12 protein-coding genes and 1 tRNA gene are annotated in these 14,655 nt (G+C 68.6%); 4 read left to right on the top strand and 9 right to left on the bottom strand.

Annotated features, from left to right (window positions below; translation table 11 throughout):
- Positions 1-81: 81 nt before the first annotated feature.
- Positions 82-1,017 carry a rhomboid family intramembrane serine protease gene (locus tag DYE07_RS08405; RefSeq protein WP_115296761.1) on the top strand — a complete coding sequence of 312 codons (936 nt, stop codon included), beginning with the start codon at positions 82-84 and terminating at the stop codon, positions 1,015-1,017.
- Positions 1,018-1,610: 593 nt separating this feature from the next.
- On the opposite strand, the gene DYE07_RS08400 is transcribed toward DYE07_RS08405, so the two are convergent.
- A complete protein-coding gene (locus tag DYE07_RS08400) occupies positions 1,611-1,847 on the bottom strand; it encodes a cell division protein CrgA (RefSeq protein ID WP_006944615.1) in 237 nt (78 codons plus the stop codon).
- A gap of 92 nt (positions 1,848-1,939) precedes the next feature.
- On the opposite strand from DYE07_RS08400, the gene DYE07_RS08395 reads away from it, so the two are divergent.
- Both DYE07_RS08395 and DYE07_RS08390 read left to right on the top strand, forming a co-directional pair.
- Positions 1,940-2,791, top strand: a complete 852-nt coding sequence (locus DYE07_RS08395; RefSeq protein WP_237723839.1) for a DUF881 domain-containing protein — start codon at positions 1,940-1,942, stop codon at positions 2,789-2,791.
- Positions 2,792-2,940: 149 nt separating this feature from the next.
- On the top strand, positions 2,941-3,576 hold the full coding sequence (locus DYE07_RS08390) for an aminodeoxychorismate/anthranilate synthase component II (RefSeq protein WP_006944795.1): 636 nt from the start codon (positions 2,941-2,943) through the stop codon (positions 3,574-3,576).
- Positions 3,577-3,666: 90 nt separating this feature from the next.
- Here the strand turns inward: DYE07_RS08390 and pknB are convergent, their stop codons facing one another.
- From pknB to DYE07_RS15395, 6 genes are all read right to left on the bottom strand, one after another.
- Positions 3,667-5,565, bottom strand: coding sequence for a Stk1 family PASTA domain-containing Ser/Thr kinase (gene pknB / locus DYE07_RS08385; protein WP_115296760.1), 1,899 nt, complete (start codon positions 5,563-5,565; stop codon positions 3,667-3,669).
- A gap of 100 nt (positions 5,566-5,665) precedes the next feature.
- On the bottom strand, positions 5,666-7,120 hold the full coding sequence (locus tag DYE07_RS08380; RefSeq protein ID WP_006944794.1) for a peptidoglycan D,D-transpeptidase FtsI family protein: 1,455 nt from the start codon (positions 7,118-7,120) through the stop codon (positions 5,666-5,668).
- Positions 7,117-8,496, bottom strand: coding sequence for an FtsW/RodA/SpoVE family cell cycle protein (locus DYE07_RS08375; protein WP_038566299.1), 1,380 nt, complete (start codon positions 8,494-8,496; stop codon positions 7,117-7,119). The genes DYE07_RS08380 and DYE07_RS08375 overlap by 4 nt, the downstream gene beginning before the upstream one ends.
- Complete coding sequence (locus tag DYE07_RS08370; protein WP_115296759.1) at positions 8,493-9,767, bottom strand: PP2C family protein-serine/threonine phosphatase; 1,275 nt, start codon at positions 9,765-9,767, stop codon at positions 8,493-8,495. The genes DYE07_RS08375 and DYE07_RS08370 overlap by 4 nt, the downstream gene beginning before the upstream one ends.
- Before the next feature lie 2 nt (positions 9,768-9,769).
- On the bottom strand, positions 9,770-10,240 hold the full coding sequence (locus DYE07_RS08365) for an FHA domain-containing protein FhaB/FipA (RefSeq protein ID WP_006944783.1): 471 nt from the start codon (positions 10,238-10,240) through the stop codon (positions 9,770-9,772).
- On the bottom strand, positions 10,237-11,565 hold the full coding sequence (locus DYE07_RS15395) for an FHA domain-containing protein (RefSeq protein WP_311200819.1): 1,329 nt from the start codon (positions 11,563-11,565) through the stop codon (positions 10,237-10,239). Before DYE07_RS15395 ends, DYE07_RS08365 begins: the two co-directional genes overlap by 4 nt.
- A gap of 211 nt (positions 11,566-11,776) precedes the next feature.
- Here DYE07_RS15395 and DYE07_RS08350 point away from each other — a divergent pair.
- Positions 11,777-11,859 (top strand) — tRNA-Leu (locus DYE07_RS08350).
- 381 nt (positions 11,860-12,240) lie between these two features.
- Here DYE07_RS08350 and DYE07_RS08345 read toward each other — a convergent pair.
- Together DYE07_RS08345 and DYE07_RS08340 are read right to left on the bottom strand one after the other, a co-directional pair.
- On the bottom strand, positions 12,241-14,019 hold the full coding sequence (locus tag DYE07_RS08345) for a PH domain-containing protein (RefSeq protein WP_115296758.1): 1,779 nt from the start codon (positions 14,017-14,019) through the stop codon (positions 12,241-12,243).
- A gap of 2 nt (positions 14,020-14,021) precedes the next feature.
- Entirely contained in the window at positions 14,022-14,510 is a 489-nt protein-coding gene (locus DYE07_RS08340; RefSeq protein ID WP_062256667.1) for a PH domain-containing protein, read from the bottom strand.
- Between the last annotated feature and the right edge of the window lie 145 nt (positions 14,511-14,655).

The following is a 14,655-nucleotide window of genomic DNA, read 5'->3' as shown; positions in this document are numbered from 1 at the left end:
CGAGATGGCCCCGTCGAGCATGACGGGGCCATCCTTGGTCTCACGCCTTCTTCCCGCACGCCTCCGACGAAACGAGACGACATGACGCAGCCGCCCGCCGGATCCGGCTCGGGTGCCTTCGGCGCCTCCGAGGCGCCGGACGCGGTACCCGTCTGCCCGCGCCACCCCAACACCGCTGCCTACACGCGCTGTCAACGTTGCGGTCGCCCGGCGTGCCCGCGCTGCCAGATCCCCGCGTCGGTGGGGTTCCAGTGCGTCGACTGCGTCGCGGCCGAACGGAAGACGAACCCGACGTTGCCGACCCGCTCGTCCCTGGGCATGACGACGGGCGCGGCGGCGCAGGGTCGACCCGTCGTCACGATCGGGATCATCGCGATCTGCTGTCTCGTGTGGCTGGGGCAGCTGGCGAGTGACGCGCTGTACCGCGACGTGTCGTTCGTCGCGGTGTTCGCGAGGGACGAGCCGTGGCGCTACCTGACGAGCGGGTTCGCCCACGACACCGGCACCCCGATGCACCTGCTGTTCAACATGATGGCGCTGTACTTCATGGGGCAGTACCTCGAACCACTCATCGGTCGTATGCGCTTCGGGGCGCTGTACCTGCTCTCCGTGCTCGGTGGCTCCGTCGTCTACCAGATCATGACGGCGCCGTCGTCACAGCTCGATCTGCTGACGTCAGGGTGGGTGACGCCGCTGGTCGGCGCCTCCGGCGGTGTGTTCGGGCTCTTCCTCGCTGTCGTCGTGTTCAACCGCCGACTCGGCCGGGAGATCGGGCCGATGATGACGATGATCGCGATCAACGTCGTCATCGGTTTCACGGCGTCCAACGTGGCGTGGCAGGCGCACCTTGGCGGTGCGGTGGCCGGCGCCGTCGGCGCGCTCGTCCTGTATGCGCTGCGGCGCCGCCCGGTCGCGATGCAGGCCTCGGCGCTGGGCGCGTTGGCGGTGGCGCTCATCGCCGCTGCGTACGTCGACTTCTCGGTCGTGGGTGTCAGCTGGCCGCACATCGTCGGATGATCGTCGCCGTGGGCTGAACGAGGCCCTCGTCGTTCGTGGGGTGCTGCCGTCGGGTGGCACCCCACGATGCGTGTGGATGAGTTGCCTGTGGATGGTGTGCCGTTAGCTGTGGATGACGCGGTGCACCACCTGGGGACGGTGAGGACGAGCCGTCACCCACATGGTTGTCCACAGTTTCCACGGCTGGGGTGGGGAAAAACCCGCGGAACGCCGCTGATCTATGCCAAGGGGTGGGGGCGATGGGCAGCGTCATCCCCAGCCGTGGGGTGGTTCGTCCACCGTCAGCGGCATGTTTTCCACCGTAAACAGCGGCTCGTCCACCGGCCGTCCACTGTTTTCCACAGGTTTGTCCCCAGGTGTGGAAAACCACACGCGTGTAACTACACACAGGCTGTGGACAAGTCTGGGGACAACGTCGTGGGTTGCAGGCCGCAGGGCGACGCCCGCACCGTCAGCCTTGCGGCGCGGCGCCCGGTGACCTCGTGGGGCCACGATGCAGCGAACCCGAGTGAGCAGACACAGACGAACGCCCGTTCCCACGAGGGAACGGGCGTTCGGTTCGGCGGGGCGTCAGCAGCGGACAGAAGGTGGCGTCACTTCCAGCGCGTCAACATGACGAAGCCGACCATGATGGCCGCGAAGCCGATGACGATGTTGCCGGCGTCGATGCCGGGGATCGGGTAGCTCGTCGTGCCGCTGGCGATGTAGTAGACCATCACCCAGGCGAGCCCGGCGAGCATGAGGCCGAGGGCGACCGGCAGCCACCAGCGGGGGTTGAGGCCGTCTCCGGCGGCGGCGCGCTGAGTGGCGTCGGTGGTCTTGCGGGCCACGGCATGGCTCCCATCTGAGTTCGGTGCGTCAACTAGGGTGAGAGCCTAGTTGATCCGGCCGGGCGATGCGTCGAGTGAAGGAGGCCGACCCCATGAGCGAACGCGACTCCGAGCGCGACGCGTCTGCGACGCCGCCCGCACACGTCGAACGCGCCACCGACGACGCTGCGCGCGACGCGTTGCCGATCGACGAGATGCCGCCCGCGCGCCGTCGCGGCTCGTTGGCGTGGAAGGCCGCCGTCCCGATCGCGCTGCTCGTCGCGGGGGCGATGTTCGGGGTCAGTTCCCGTGCGGCGAACGGCACGGATCTGCGCTCCGACACCACCAATCTCGCTGATGTCGTGCGGCGCGCGGATCACCGCGTCAAGACCAAGCAGGAGGACGTCGCGACGTTGCGCGCCGACGTCGAGGCGGCGCAGCTCGCTGCGGCGAAGAAGGATTCGGGTGCGGCGCGTGCGTTGGCGCTGACGAAGCAGGCCGACAAGGCGCAGGATCCGGCGGGTCTCGCACCGTTGAGCGGGCAGGCCATCAGCGTGACGCTCGACGACAGCAAGAAGAAGGTCGAGGAGCTGCCGAAGGACGGTTCGCCGGACTGGCTCGTCGTGCACCAGCAGGACGTCCAGGCCGTTGTCAACGCCCTGTGGGAGGGCGGCGCTCGCGGCATCCAGCTCATGGATCAGCGCATCGTCTCGACAAGCGCCGTGCGCTGCGTCGGCAACACGCTCATCCTCCAGGGCCGCGTGTACTCACCGCCGTTCACGATCACCGCCGTCGGGGACCCGGTGAAGCTGAAGGCCGCGCTCGAGGCCGACGAGTCCGTCAAGATCTACAAGCAGTACGTCGACCTCGTTGGGCTCGGCTACAACGTCAAGGCCATCCAGAACACGACGCTGCCCGCCTTCACGGGCTCGGTAACGATGAAGCACGCGCACGTCCAGCCGTGACGCCCGTGTCGCTGCGCCGGCAGCCTGACCCCGGGCAGGATGGCGGCTGACTCATGGGTAGGCGCGTAACTGCCCGCCGACCCGTGAGTTACCTGGCATCCTGAGCCATCCTGACGGCGGTGTCGGCGCTCCCACCTAGACTGGCGCGCATGACCGATTCGCCGCGCATCCTCGTCGTCGACAACTACGACAGCTTCGTCTTCACGATCGTCGGCTACCTCCAGCAGCTCGGTGCCGAGACGACCGTCGTGCGCAACGACGCGATCAGCGCTAAGGACGGCGCCGACTTCGACGGCGTCCTCGTCTCGCCCGGCCCCGGCACGCCCGAGGACGCCGGCGTCAGCATGGCGATGATCGAGGCGTGCGGTGAGCGCAACCAGCCGATGCTGGGGGTGTGCCTCGGCCACCAGGCGCTCGGCGTCGTGACGGGCTGCACCGTCGGTCGGGCGCCGGAACTGCTCCACGGCAAGACGTCGCAGGTGCACCACGACGGCACGGGCGTCCTCGAGGGGCTCGACGATCCGTTCACCGCGACGCGCTACCACTCGCTGACGATCGACCCGGCCACCGTCACCGACGAACTCGTCGTCAACGGCCGCACCGAATCGGGCATCATCATGGCCGCCCACCACCGCGACCTGCCGCTGCACGGCGTGCAGTTCCACCCCGAATCCGTCATGACGGTCGGCGGCCACCGCATGCTCGCCAACTGGCTCGCGATGTGCGGTTCGACGACGGCCGTCGCCGCCAGCGCCGGCATGGCACCGCTCGTGCGCACCGCCTGAGCGGCACATAGCCCGAACGCCGCGCCCCACCAGCGGCTCTCGAACGAGGAAAGCCCCCGATCCACAGGGCCGGGGGCTTCCTTCGTCAGCTCACTTGCTCGACGACTGCGACGGCGACGGCGTCATCGCGCTACCGTCCGATGTCGACGACGGACTCGTCGACGACGAACTCGTCGACGGCGACGGCGACTGTGTCGACGACGAGGGGGACTGCGACGTCGCGGGCGCGGAACTGGACGACGGGGCCGCTGACGACGAGGGCGGCTGCGTCACGGTGGCCGTCGCGGTCTTCTCGGGTGACTTGCCGATGTAGACGGTGACGGACGAGCCGTTGTTGACCTTCTTGCCGGCGTCGGGCACGTAGACGACCTTGCCGACCTCGTCGGGCCTGTCGGTGACCTGGTCCTTGGAGTCGATCGACAGGTGCGCCTTGTACAGCGCCTGCGCCGCCTCCGACGCCGTCTTGCCCGCCAGGTCGGGCACGGTGGCCTTGCCGCTGCTCTCGTAGAGCGTGATGTCGCTCGACGTGCCGAGTGATGCGCCGGCCTTCGGGTTGCTCTCGGCGATGATGCCGGCGTCGAGGCCGGTGTCGTCCTTCTTCGTCGGCGAGATCTTGATGTGGTTCTCGTCGATGCCGGCGGCGAGAAGGGCCGCCTTCGCCTCGTTGACGGCGTCACCGACGACGTTCGGCACCTTGACCGAGTCGGGGCCCGTGGAGACGGTGAGTGTCACGTCGGAACGTCGGGATGCCTCCGTCCCGCCCGCCGGATCTTGGTCGATGACGGTGTTCTCCGCGGCGTTGTCGGCGACTTCTCGCTTCGTGACGGTGAAGTCGGGCGACAGCGTCTTCGCGGCCTGCTCGTACGTCATGCCGCGCACGCTCGCGACGGTGACCTTCTCCGGCGAGCTGGGCGAGTGCATGAACAAGTAGCCGATGCCGAGGATGGCCGCGAGGGCTGCGACGGCCGCGAGGGCCCACCATCCGGCATGGGATCGGCTGGGTTCGCGCGAGTCGAGTTCGGCCGTCGAGTCAGCGGCAGCCGCCGTCGCCGCGGCGCGGCGCGTCGGGTAGTCGACGACCTCCGTGTGGTCGGCGGACGTCACCGTGCTCGCCTGCGCGGCAGCGGAGATCGGCTGGCCGGAGCGGGCGGCGAGGACGTCGGCGCGGAAGTCGGCGGCGCTCTGGTAGCGATCGTCGCGCCCCTTCGCGAGCGAGTGCAGCACGACCGCGTCGAGCGCCGGCGACACCGACGACTCGTAGAGCGACGGGGGTTGCGGCTGTTCGCCGATGTGCTGATAGACGAGGCTGACGGGCTCGCCGACGAACGGTGCGCGCCCCGTCAGCAGCTCGAACAGGACGCAGCCGGCGGAGTACAGGTCGGTGCGAGCGTCGACGCTCTGGCCTTGCGCCTGCTCGGGCGACAGGTACCGGGCGGTGCCGACGACGGCCTGGGCGCTCGTCATCGTCGCGCCGACGTCGGCGAGGGCGCGGGCGATGCCGAAGTCCATGACCTTGACGGAACCGCCGCGCGTCACCATGACGTTGCCAGGCTTGATGTCGCGGTGCACGATGCCCTTCGAGTGGCTGTACTCGAGGGCTGACAGGACGCCCATCATGATGCGGCAGGCCTCGTCGGCGCTGACCTTCTTCTCCTCGTTGAGGATCTCGCGCAGCGTCTGCCCGTCGACGAACTCCATGACGATGTAGGGGATGTCGACGGTGCCGCCCGCCGCTTCGACGAAGGTGTCCTCACCCGAGTCGTAGACGGCGACGATGTTGGCGTGGTTGAGCCCGGCGGACGCCTGCGCCTCGCGGCGGAAGCGTTGCAAGAAGCTGGGGTCGCGCGCGAGGTCCGATCGCAGGATCTTGATGGCGACGGGGCGTCCGAGGCGCGTGTCGTGGCCGGCGTGGACGTCGGCCATGCCACCGCGGCCGACGAGTTCGCCGACTTCGTAGCGGCCACCGAGGATGCGTGGTGTCGCGCTCATGAGATGTCCTTCGCGAGGGTCGGGATGGGGCGGTGCGCGGCGGCCGTGGAGCGCCGCAGAGGTGGACGAAGATCGCAGATGCGGACGGGAATCGCAGATGTCATCGCAGGGCTGCCTCGAAGATCTGCTGCGCGGCGGGTGCGGCGACCTCGCCGGCGAGGGTCTCGACGCCCTGATCGCCGCCGTTCTCGAGCACGAGCGCGAGCGCGATCTTGGGGTCGTTCGCCGGTGCGAAACCGGTGAACCACAGGTCGGCGGCCTTGCTCGTGTCGCCCTGCGCCGTGCCCGTCTTGCCCGCGACCTGGTAGCCGTCGACGGCGGCGAGCTTGCCGGTGCCGTTGTTGACGACCGCTTCCATCATCGTCTTGAGGCTGCCGGCCGTGTCCGATGAGATGGGCTTGGACATGATCTTCGGGTCGGTCGAGGAGATGACGTCGAGGTCGGAGTCGACGACGTTCTTCACGAGGTGCGGTTCCATCTGCGTGCCGCCGTTCGCGATCGTCGCGGAGATCATCGCGATCTGCAGCGGCGTGACCCGCACGTCGTACTGGCCGATGGCGGCCATCGCCGTCTGCGGCGTGTTCATGTCGGAGGGGAAGCTCGACGGCGTGACGCGCATCGGCAGGCGCACGACCTGGCCGAAGCCGAACTTCTTGGCCTGTGCGGCGAGCTTGTCCTGGCCGAGATCCATGCCGAGCTCGGCGTAGGCCGTGTTGCAGCTGATCTCGAGCGCGTGCGTCAGTGACGTCTTGTCGTTGTCGCCGCAGGGCAGGTGGTTGTCGTTGGGCAGTGAGTGCGTCGTCTGCGGCAGCCTGATGGTGGCAGGGCCGTTGAGCGTCGACTCGGGCGTGTACTTGCCCGATTCGAGCGCGGCGGCCGTCGTGACGAGCTTGAACGTGGAACCCGGGGGGTACAGATTGCCCGAGATGGTCCGGTTGACCATCGGCTGCGTCGAGTCGGCGTTGAGCTGCTTCCACATGTTGACGACCGACGTCGTGTCGTGCGAGGCGAGGGTCGACGGGTCGTACGTCGGTGAGCTCACCATGGCGAGGACGGCGCCCGTCTTGGGGTCGAGCGCGACGGCCGCGCCGCGACGGTTGCCGAGCGCCTTCGCCGCGGCCGCCTGGATCTTGGGGTTGATCGTCAGCTCGACGTTGGCCCCGGCGGGCTTCTTGCCCGTGACGACGTCAGCGAGGCGGCGGTAGAACAACGAGTCGCTCGTGCCGCTCAGGACGCCGTCGGAGGCACCCTCGATGCCGCCGCCGTTGCCGTAGACGATCGAGCTGTAGCCCGTGACGGGCGCATAGAGCGAGCCGTTCGAGTACTGACGCTGGTAGACGTACTTGTCGTTCGACTTCACGCTCGTTGCGATGGCCTTGCCGTCCACGAGGATGCTGCCGCGCTCCTTCTTGTACCCGTCGTTGATGACGCGGCTGTTGCCGGCGCGGGCGTCGAGCGAGGGCGCCTGGACGACCTGGATGTAGCTCGCGGCAACGAGAACGGCACAGAACAGCATCGAGGCCACGACGCCGAGCTTGCGGATCGGCGTGTTCATCGGATCTTCACCACCTGGGTGTCGTCGGAGCCGAGCGTCGGCTTCGCCTCCGTGACGGCGGGGCGTCGCGCTTGGTCGCTGATGCGCAGCAGCAGCGCGATGATCGCCCAGTTCGCGAGCAGCGAGCTACCGCCGGCTGACAGGAACGGCGTCGTCAGACCAGTGAGGGGGATGACGCGGGTGATGCCGCCGAGGACGACGAAGCACTGCAGGCAGATGGAGAACGCGAGGCCTGTCGCGAGAAGCTTGCCGAAGCCGTCGCGGCAGGCAATGGCGATGCGCAGGCCGCGTTCGACGATGATGGCGAACAGCGCGATCATCGCCGTGAGGCCGACGAGGCCGAGTTCTTCGCCGAAGCTCGACATGATGAAGTCCGAGTTCGCCTCGGCGTAGTTGAACGTCGGGTAGCCACGTCCGAGGCCGGTGCCGGTGAGTCCGCCGAACGCGAGGCCCATGAGGGAGCGGGCGACCTGGTCGGAGAGGCCTGGCGCGAACGGGTCGAGCCAGAGGGTGACGCGGTTCTGGAAGTTGGGGAAGAGCAGGTACGCGAGGTAGCAGCCGCTGAAGAAGAGCCCGAGACCGATGGCGATCCAGCTGCGCCTCTCCGTCGCCACGTAGAGCATGGCGACGAACAGGCCGAAGAACAGCAGCGACGTGCCGAGGTCCTTCTCGAAGACGAGGACGGCGAGGGACGTCAGCCAGGCCAGCAGGATGGGGCCCATGTCGCGCGCTCTCGGCAGCGGGAAGCCGAGCACACGCTTGCCGACGAGACTGAGCGCGTCACGCGTCTGCACGAGGTAGCTCGCGAAGAAGATCGTGAGCAGGATCTTGGCGACCTCGCTCGGCTGGAAGCTGAGCGGCCCGACGTGGATCCAGATGCGGTTGCCGTTGATGTTCATGCCGATGAACGGCAGCAGCGGCATCATGAGCAGCGCGAGGCCGGCGAGGGCGAACGTGAACGTGTAGCGCCGCAGCCGCCGGTGGTCGCGGATGAGGCAGAGCAGCCCGATCGCGGCGGCGACGGCGATGGCCGACCACATGAGCTGTCGGACGGCTGCGCCCTCCATGACGCCCTTGCCGCGGGCCATGTCGATACGACGGATCATGACGAGTCCGAGGCCGTTGAGCAGCGTCGCGGCCGGTAGCAGCACGGGGTCGGCGTAGGCGGCGACGACGCGCACGACGAGGTGGAACACGAGGGCGATGACGCCCATCCCGACGCCGAGCGTCAGGATGTCGGTCGGCAGCGACCCCTCCACCGCGAGCCCGACGTTCGCGTAGGCGAACAGCACGATGCCGACGGCGAACGCGAGCAGCATGAGCTCGGTGCCGCGTTTCGTGCCTCGGCCCGTGATGGTCGCGAGGTCTGGGCTCACTTCGTGCACTCGTTTCCGGAGGCGGACGCGGCGAGGCACGCGACCATCTCCGCGCGCAGACGCTCGACGGTGGCGGCGGCCTCCTTCTCACTGGAGGCGTCGATGCCGCTCGTCACCTTGGAGCGCCAGAACTCGGGCAGGTCGGCGGTCGGGATGTTCGTGCTCTCCTGCTGATGGCGCAGGTCGATCGGGCCGAGCTTCGAGTCGACGCCTTGATAGACGGTGACGCGGCCGCCCGAATCCTTGATGAAGTACTGACTGTGCGACCACGTCCAGCCCCACACGGCGGCGACGGCGAGGGCGAGCAGCAGGACGAGCGCGGCGATGGCGGCGTAGAGACGTCCGCGGCGACGCGGGCGCGTCTCGGCGAGGTGGGCACCCTTGTCGGTCTCGTCGGGTTCGTCGTCGCCGTCGAGTTCGCGGGAGAGGGCGCGGGCCTTCTCCGCCGGCGTCTGCTCACGCGTCGGCAGGCTCTGAGTCAGGCCGTGCGCGACGGCGGCGCCGACCACGTCGGGGCGCGCGGCGAGGTCGACGTCGTCGATGTTCGCAACCTCCGCGACGACGACGGTGACGTTGTCGAGCGTCGAGGCCTTGAGGGCGATCTCGATGAGGGAGTCGGCGACCTCGCCGACGCTCTTCGACGCGCCCTCGGTGAAGATCTCCTCGATCGTGCGGGCGCCGACGTAGTCGGAGAGGCCGTCGGAGCACAACAGATAGCGGTCGCCGACGCGTGCCTCGCGCAGGCTGAGGTCGGGCACGTCGCCCTCGCGGCCCGTCAGGACGCGCGTGACGAGGCTGCGCTGCGGGTGGTGGACGGCCTCGTCGGGGGTGATGCGGCCGGAGTCGAGAAGGCTCTGGACGAAGGAGTGGTCCTTCGTGATCTGCGTGAACTTGCCGTCACGCAGCTGGTAGGCGCGGCTGTCGCCGATGTTCGCCATTGCGAGCTGCCGGCCGGTCTTGAGCAGCACGATCAGGGTGGTGCCCATGCCCTCGCGGGTGGGATCGGCGTCCATCTCGCTGCGCAACTTCTCGTTGGCCTCGGCGATGCCGTCGGCGAGTTGGTCGAGAGCGTCGTCGGCGCCGATGTCGTCGCCGTCGAGCTGCACGAGTTCGCCGACGACGGTGGAGCTCGCGACGTCACCTGCGGCGTGGCCGCCCATGCCGTCGGCGAGCACGAGCATCGAGCTGCTCGCGTAGGCCGAGTCCTCGTTGCGCTTCTTCGAGCCGAGACCGACGTCGGATCGTGCGGCGTATCTGAGTGCGATGGGCATGGTCACTTCCTCAGTTCGAGGACGGTGCGGCCGATACGGATACGGGTGCCCGGTTCGACGCGCACGTGCTCACCGATGCGTTCAGCACCGATGTACGTGCCGTTCGTCGATCCCAGGTCGTCGAGGTACCAGCCGTCGGATTCGGGGTAGATGCGGGCGTGGCGACCCGAGGCGAAGTCGTCGCTCAGCACGAGCGAGCACTCGGGGTTGCGTCCGAGCAAGGTGCCGGATTCCGACAGCGGCAGCGTGGTGCCGCGCATCGCGCCTTCGATGATGGCGAGATGCGTCGGGCCCTTGCGCACGGCGCGGGGTGTCTTGGCCTTCGTTTCACGTGAAACAGCGCGCGAGGCACGGCCACCACCCGTCTTCGCGCCGTACAGGTCGGAACGGAGCACGCCGACGACGGCGAACACGAAGAACCACAGCAGCGCGAGCAGGCCGTAGCGGATGGCCGTCATCGTCAGTTCGTTCATGGGCGGTCTCCGAGATGGATGGTCATGGGGGTGCGCCCGAGGGTCAACCGGTCGCCGTCGTGCACGTGCGTCGAACCGACGTGCTCGCCGTTGACGTAGGTGCCGTTCGTCGACCCGAGATCGCGCACGCTCATGACGAGGTGGGGACCGTCGTGCGTGATGCGGATCTCGCTGTGACGACGGCTGACGCCCGGGTCATCGACGACGATGTCGGCGTCGTCGTCACGCCCGAGGACGGTGATGGCTCCGAGCAGGGGGTAGCGCTGCCCGTCGATCTTCAGCCACGGGCGTTCGCGCGGCGACATCTGACGCGGACGCGCCGATTCCGGGCGCGGCGCAGGCTCGTAGCCCGTCGGGTCGCCGGCGTCGCTGTCGTCATCCCAGGCGTGGTGAGCGTTCGCGTCATGGTTGTCGTGATTCTCGGCGTCGACGTAGACATCGCCCGAGTAGACGCGACCGTCGGCGTGGGCATCGTCGAAACCGTGGTGGTCGTAGTCGTCGTATCCGGCTTCGTCTTCGACGAGGTGGTCGTCGGCAGCGTATGAGTCTTGTACTGGCGGGGCGCTGACGTGCGCCTCGCGGTCGAGGTAGCCGCGTTCATCGTTGCGCTCGTACTCGGACGCTGCGGACGGGGGGGCGTCGGCGTGGCCGCGCGACGAGTCGGTGGTGGGCTGCGGGCTGCCGAGCAGGTAGTCCTTGATGCGCGTACCGAACGTGCGGCCGGTCGGGTGCGGTGACGTCGTCGATCCGAGGGCGCTCGCGGCGCTGGCACCCGCGACGCCGGCGTGCGTGCCGGAGTGAGCGTCGTAGGCATCGGACGCATCGCGGGTGTCCAGGTGGGCGTCGTGGTTCGCGCCCGTGGGCTGCGCCGCGGCGTCGTGGCTCGTGTCGTCGTGGTGCGTCTCGCGCTGCGGGCGCGGGTTGTTGCGCTGGTGGGCGAGGGCATCCGCGGCCTTGGCCGTTGCGGGGCGTAGGCGGAAGACGCCCGTCTCGAGGTCGTCGGATTCGGTGAGCACGATCGTCAGGGGGCCGCCGGGCATGTAGCGCTGCTCGTCGGCGTGCTCCTGGGCGCTCGCGATGAGTTCGTCGTCGAGTTCGTCGCCCCACTCGGAGAGGCGGTCGTAGTCGGTCGGCGACAACTCGATCGTGAACAGGTTGGGGACGATGGGTCGCTTGCCCTTGCCGACGGACGCCGCGCGGTCGTCCATGGCGCGGCGGATTCCAGACGCGATCTCGACGGGCTGGACCTCGCTCTTGAACGCGCGCGCGAAAGCGCCGTTGACGCCTTGTTCGAGCTTGCTCTCGAGCTTGTCGAACAGACCCATGGGTGCCTCCAGTCTCGTACCTCACCCCTGAGCGGGGACGTGCGCCCAACGGTTCGCCGGGGTTTTGATCGTAACGGGCGCACTCCTGCCTGCGCTGGATGCAGCGCGCGTCCGCGTGCCTGTGAGGGCGGACGGTTGCGTGGTGGCGGGGCACGGGCGCCGCGCCGATTTGGTGAACTCGCCCAAGGTAGGGAATGATAGGTGAGCACTCGCGCGAGTGGCGGAACGGCAGACGCGCTGGCTTCAGGTGCCAGTGTCCGAAAGGGCGTGGGGGTTCAAATCCCCCCTCGCGCACGCGGGGTAGTTCACGAATCACTGTGGCTACAGCTCACGAATCCCGGTCTGAGAGAAATCTCAGGCCGGGATTCGCGTTTTCCGAGGGGTTTTCGGCCTTGAAATCGCTTGGGTGGGCGCTGTGGCGCTGGCGGTCGATCTGTGAGCCCTGACTTTGATGTTCAAGTCAGGCTCTGCCGGCGCCTTCTCGCAGACCGCGGCCCCCGCGAAGAACGACCACACGACCAGCATCGCGGCCTCGTCAGTCGGAGGGGCCGCGCTCGCTCTCGGCGGATCTACCCTCGTCTACCGCCTACGCAAGAACGCCTGATCATCGTTGATCGCACCCGACGCTCGCCCGAGACAACTGCCCCGCCGGACGCATCCGGCGGGGCAGTCTCGTCAGACGCCGACCCGCTGCGGGTCGGGGGCGTCGAGCGCCGCGCGCGCACGCCGCGTCACCTCGGCGTGATCGAAGAGAAAACGCTGCGCGACCTCGGCGTCCTGATGCACGAGCCGCGGGCGAGTCGGCCCACTCGTCGAATGCAACTCGACGGTGCCCAAGCCCAGCCACCGCTGCAGAGGACCCTGCGCGAGCGCCATCGACTGCACCCGCGCATGTGGCACGCAGACGACTCGGCGCTTCATGCGGCCCTCGCGGATGACGGTCATCGTCGCCGTGCGCGCCCACGCCTCGCGTCGCCACGACAACGGATCGAGCAGCCGCGCTCGCCGGCCGGGCCCGGTGAACATCGCTGCGGCGGCTGATGTCGACGTCGTGCGCTCCGCCATCATCGCCTCGAGCATGAGGTCGCGACCGGTCACGTCCGGCGGCGTGCCCGGCTCCGGCAGGACGAGCCCCATGAGCATCATTGCGTCATCGACGGATCCGAGCGGCAGCAGGATGGCGTCGGCGTCGTCACCGAGGGCGGAGGAACTCGCGAGGTTCATCCGCACGCGCCACCACCCGAACCGGCGCCACAGCACGGGTTGTGTGAGTTCGACAGCCTGGATGCGGTCGACCGGAATGACGCGACGCGTGGTCGAGGTGAGGCCGTGCGTGACGACGATCCCGTCGGACGTGAGCGCCACGGAGAAGTTCGAGTCGCGCAGGAACGCGCGGACGGCCGCATTCACAGCGCCGAACATGACGAAGAGCACCGTCAGCGCGATAGAGAACGCCTCCGACGCGTGGCCCGTACTCACGCCGACACCGAACAGGACGAGCAGGACGACGAAACCCGCCGCCGCGACAAGCGCACCACCCGTCAGCGCCTGGGCGATGAAGACGCGATGCGGCGGCACCCTGACGATGGCGCCTTCCGCGTCCGCTGCGACGCGAACGCGATACGGCGCAAGGGCTTCGGTCAGCGTGCCACTCAGGTCGTCGACGACGCCCGGGACGACGCCGTGAACGAGCCGACTACCCAACGAGGCGCCGGGCCGCGACGCCCTCGCCGTCGCCGCGTCCTCACGGACGCGCGCAGCCTGGGGGGTCGTGGGCGCCTCGCCCTCGGGTGCATCGCCGGGGTTGGTGGCAGCCTCCTGGCCACCAGCGCCGAGGCTGGTGGATGTCCGGGACGCACCGTCGCTCTCGTGGGAGGTTTCACGTGAAACTCGCACCCGTTCGAGCATCGTGGCGCGCAGTTTCTCGGCGTCGGCACGCCGCAAGTATTCGATCGTCAGGTTGGAATCGCTGCCGCCCGCGACGTCGAACTTGAGCTGGGCGAGGCCGAGCAGTCGGGGAAGTAGCGGCTGGGTGAGGTCGATGGCCTGCACGCGATCGAGACGCGCCTTGCGGTGCGCCTTGCCGACGACGCCCTTGCGCACCTGCAAGCTGTCGGCGTCGACGCGAAACTCGTTCTTGCGCCACATGATCCAGTTGGCGAGCAGCAGCACGGCAAGCACGCCCACGAGAATGGCGAGCGCGACGAGCCAGCGGCTCGCCGCGTATGTCTCGGCATTGCTCGACGACGAGGAGCCACCGGCCGCGCCGTTGAGAGCATCCTTCAGCATGTCCTCGGCGCGGGAGATGCCGATACCGAGGACGACGAGCAGAAACGCGCCGCTCTTCATGACTGGCGTCAACGGGTGAACGCGATGCCATGCTCCGTCGGCGAGCGTGTCGTCGGGCGGCCCGGGGGTGGCGGCCGAGTCGTCGGGCGTGTGGGTATCGGCCATCGTCACAACCCCGCGAGGTGCGCTTCGCCGAGCGCCGCGAGACGATCGCGCAGTGCCTCCGCGTCGTGGCGTGGCATGCCGGGGATGGTGGCGTCGGAAGACGCGGACGCGGTGTGCAGTTCGAGCGTGGCAAGATCGAACATCCGCGCGATCGGTCCACTCGAGACCTCGACGTACTGCATGCGCCCGTACGGCACGACCGTCGTCGTACGGAACATGACGCCCCTGACGATGAGCAGGTCGTCGTCGCGCGTGGCGTACCCGATGTGCCTGACCTGACGCGCGATGACGAGGCCCACCCACACGACGGCGACGATCAGCGCGACGGCGAGGGCAACCGTCACCCAGCGTGGCGCGAAGAACATCGTGGCCGCGACGCCGGCACCGGCGACGACCGCCGCGATGGCGAGCGTCAGCAGGCGCGCCGACGTCAGCCGAGGGCTCACCGGGGTGAGGCCTGGTGGCAAGGGCCGTGCATCGCTTTCGGACATGCGTCCCACCCTAGGTCTGACGGCGCGACGGCCCGGCAGCGGCATGCACGCGGCCGGGAGTTGTCGGGTCTACCAAGAACCTCACCAAACACGCGCACAGCCTCGAACGACGAGCGCTCGACAGCCTCGTGCCTGTTTCACGTGA

Source organism: Dermacoccus nishinomiyaensis, assembly GCF_900447535.1.
GTDB classification, from domain to species: Bacteria; Actinomycetota; Actinomycetes; order Actinomycetales; family Dermatophilaceae; genus Dermacoccus; species Dermacoccus nishinomiyaensis.
The sequence above is the reverse complement of the archived record's forward strand: the minus strand, read 5'-3'. Positions and strand labels throughout refer to the sequence as shown.